Origin of the sequence: Pseudogracilibacillus sp. ICA-222130 (assembly GCF_037892545.1) — a bacterium.
GTDB lineage: Bacteria > Bacillota > Bacilli > Bacillales > Amphibacillaceae > Pseudogracilibacillus.
Map to the genome: position 1 here is coordinate 1 of NZ_JBBKBG010000067.1, position 1,891 is coordinate 1,891.

A 1,891-nucleotide genomic window follows, 5' to 3' on the forward strand; every position below is an offset into this window, starting at 1 on the left:
GTTGTGTGCCCGGCATGGGTTTTAACTTGGTGGTGAAAGTCCACTACAGGCTTTGCAGTAGGAACTGTTAGCGAAAGGCAAGGGTGTTCACCGTGAGGTGAAATCTGGAGGAATCCGGACGCAAAATCCCGAACTGACGAACAGGAACTGTATACAAGGCTGAATTGGAATGGACGAGTTTGCAACACAAAACAAAGTCCGATACTGCACGAGTTCCATACAGTAAATACAGCAGTTACATGGGATGAAGGTTATGGCTCTTACCCGGGGAGGTCTCATGATAGTTAGATTTTCACTCTAACAGTCTGTTTAGCAATAAACCGATAAATCATGAGAAGTCAGCAGATGCCATAGTAATTTCAAAAGAAATGAAGGGCTGAACAATTCTAAATCTTGAAGAACAAGGAGGTGCAGACATCGCCGCCTTAACACAGAAATCTGCCGTGGTTAAGTCCGAATAGGCAGCTACCTATAAAGAGATAAGCTGGAAGCGAAAGAGTATATAGGAGGGTGTAGGGATGTCGCATGGATATGAAGAAACAAGATGGTATCAACAACTTAATTAATTACGTTATCGAAGATGATAATCTTTGGAATGCATATGAAAGAGTATTTAGTAACAAAGGTGCCCCAGGAGTCGATGGAATAACAGTATATCAACTTAAAAGCCATATGAATAAATACTTTAGTCCATTGAAACGAAAGCTGAAAGATGGAAGTTATGAACCACAACCCGTGAAACGGGTTGCAATTCCAAAGCCAGATGGGTCAAAAAGATACTTGGGAATACCTTCTGCCCTTGACAGGGTAGTACAACAGGCAATACTCCAGGTAATCAATCCAATAATCGATTCGCATTTCTCAGACAATAGCTATGGTTTCCGGAAAAACAGAAATGCACATCAAGCTATAGAGAAGGCTCAAGAATATTATGAAGAAGGATATCGATTTGTAGTAGATTGTGATTTAAAAAGCTATTTTGACACTATCCACCATCAACGACTCAGAGCATATTTAGAATACTTCATATCAGATAAAGTTGTTTTAAAACTAATATGGAAATTTCTACGCTCGGGAATATTAGATGGTGATATTTTAATTGATACAACTAAGGGTGCACCACAAGGTGGTCCTTTATCACCTATCCTAGCAAATGTATATTTAAATATATTTGATATGGAACTGGAGAAAAGAGGGCATCGATTTATCAGATACGCAGATGACTTTGTCATCTATGTTAAGAGTAAACGTGCTGGTGAAAGAGTTATGGAAAGCGCAACGAAATTCCTGGAGGAAAAGCTAGGGTTAACAATAAATCAAGAGAAAAGCGAGGTCCGTGCTATAACAAAAGCAACTTTTCTCGGATTTAATTTACAAAACCTAATGGGAAAGTAGGATGCCGACCTAGCGGGTCGGCTAAACAACGATTCAAGGACAAACTCAGAAAACTAACTAGCAGGAAGATACCCGGAACCTTTTATGAAATAGTAACTAAAATTAACCAAACTACTACAGGTTGGATTAACTATTACGGAATTTCTAATATGAAGACATTCATTAAGGAAATGAAAAGTTGGCTAAATCACCGACTAAGACAACTTATTTGGAAACGCTGGAAAATACCAAGAACTAAATACAAAATGCTTCGCCAATACGGAATAAACCACGATGATGCCATGAAGACGGCAAATTCCCGTAAGGGATATTGGCGAATATCCAAAAGTGAAATTATTCATCGAGCGATAACAAATGAAAAGCTCACAAACTGGGGACTAAAAGACATCTCCCGAATTTATGAGCAAAGATACTTAAAGGATTGAACCGCCGTATACGAGAACCGTACGTACGGTGGTGTGAGAGGACGGCATGGTGACATGCCTCCTACTCGATT

Annotated in this window: 2 protein-coding genes; both read left to right on the forward strand. The window is 39.5% G+C overall.

Translation table 11 applies throughout. The annotated features are described in order from the left end of the window. The first annotated feature begins 531 nt into the window (after nt 1-531). Nucleotides 532-1,395: a group II intron reverse transcriptase/maturase gene (gene ltrA / locus WKT09_RS13575; RefSeq protein ID WP_340416544.1), complete on the forward strand. Its 864-nt coding sequence runs from the start codon at nt 532-534 to the stop codon at nt 1,393-1,395. Nucleotides 1,396-1,463: 68 nt separating this feature from the next. Continuing rightward, the gene (locus tag WKT09_RS13580) at nt 1,464-1,820 is read left to right on the forward strand and encodes a group II intron maturase-specific domain-containing protein (RefSeq protein WP_340416545.1); all 357 of its coding nucleotides are present in this window, start codon (nt 1,464-1,466) and stop codon (nt 1,818-1,820) included. Nucleotides 1,821-1,891: the final 71 nt, after the last annotated feature.

What these genes read in the sequence shown, in the direction of transcription:
- ltrA (WP_340416544.1), top strand. Translation starts at nt 532, where the DNA reads ATGAAGAAACAAGATGGTATCAACAACTTAATTAATTACGTTATCGAA.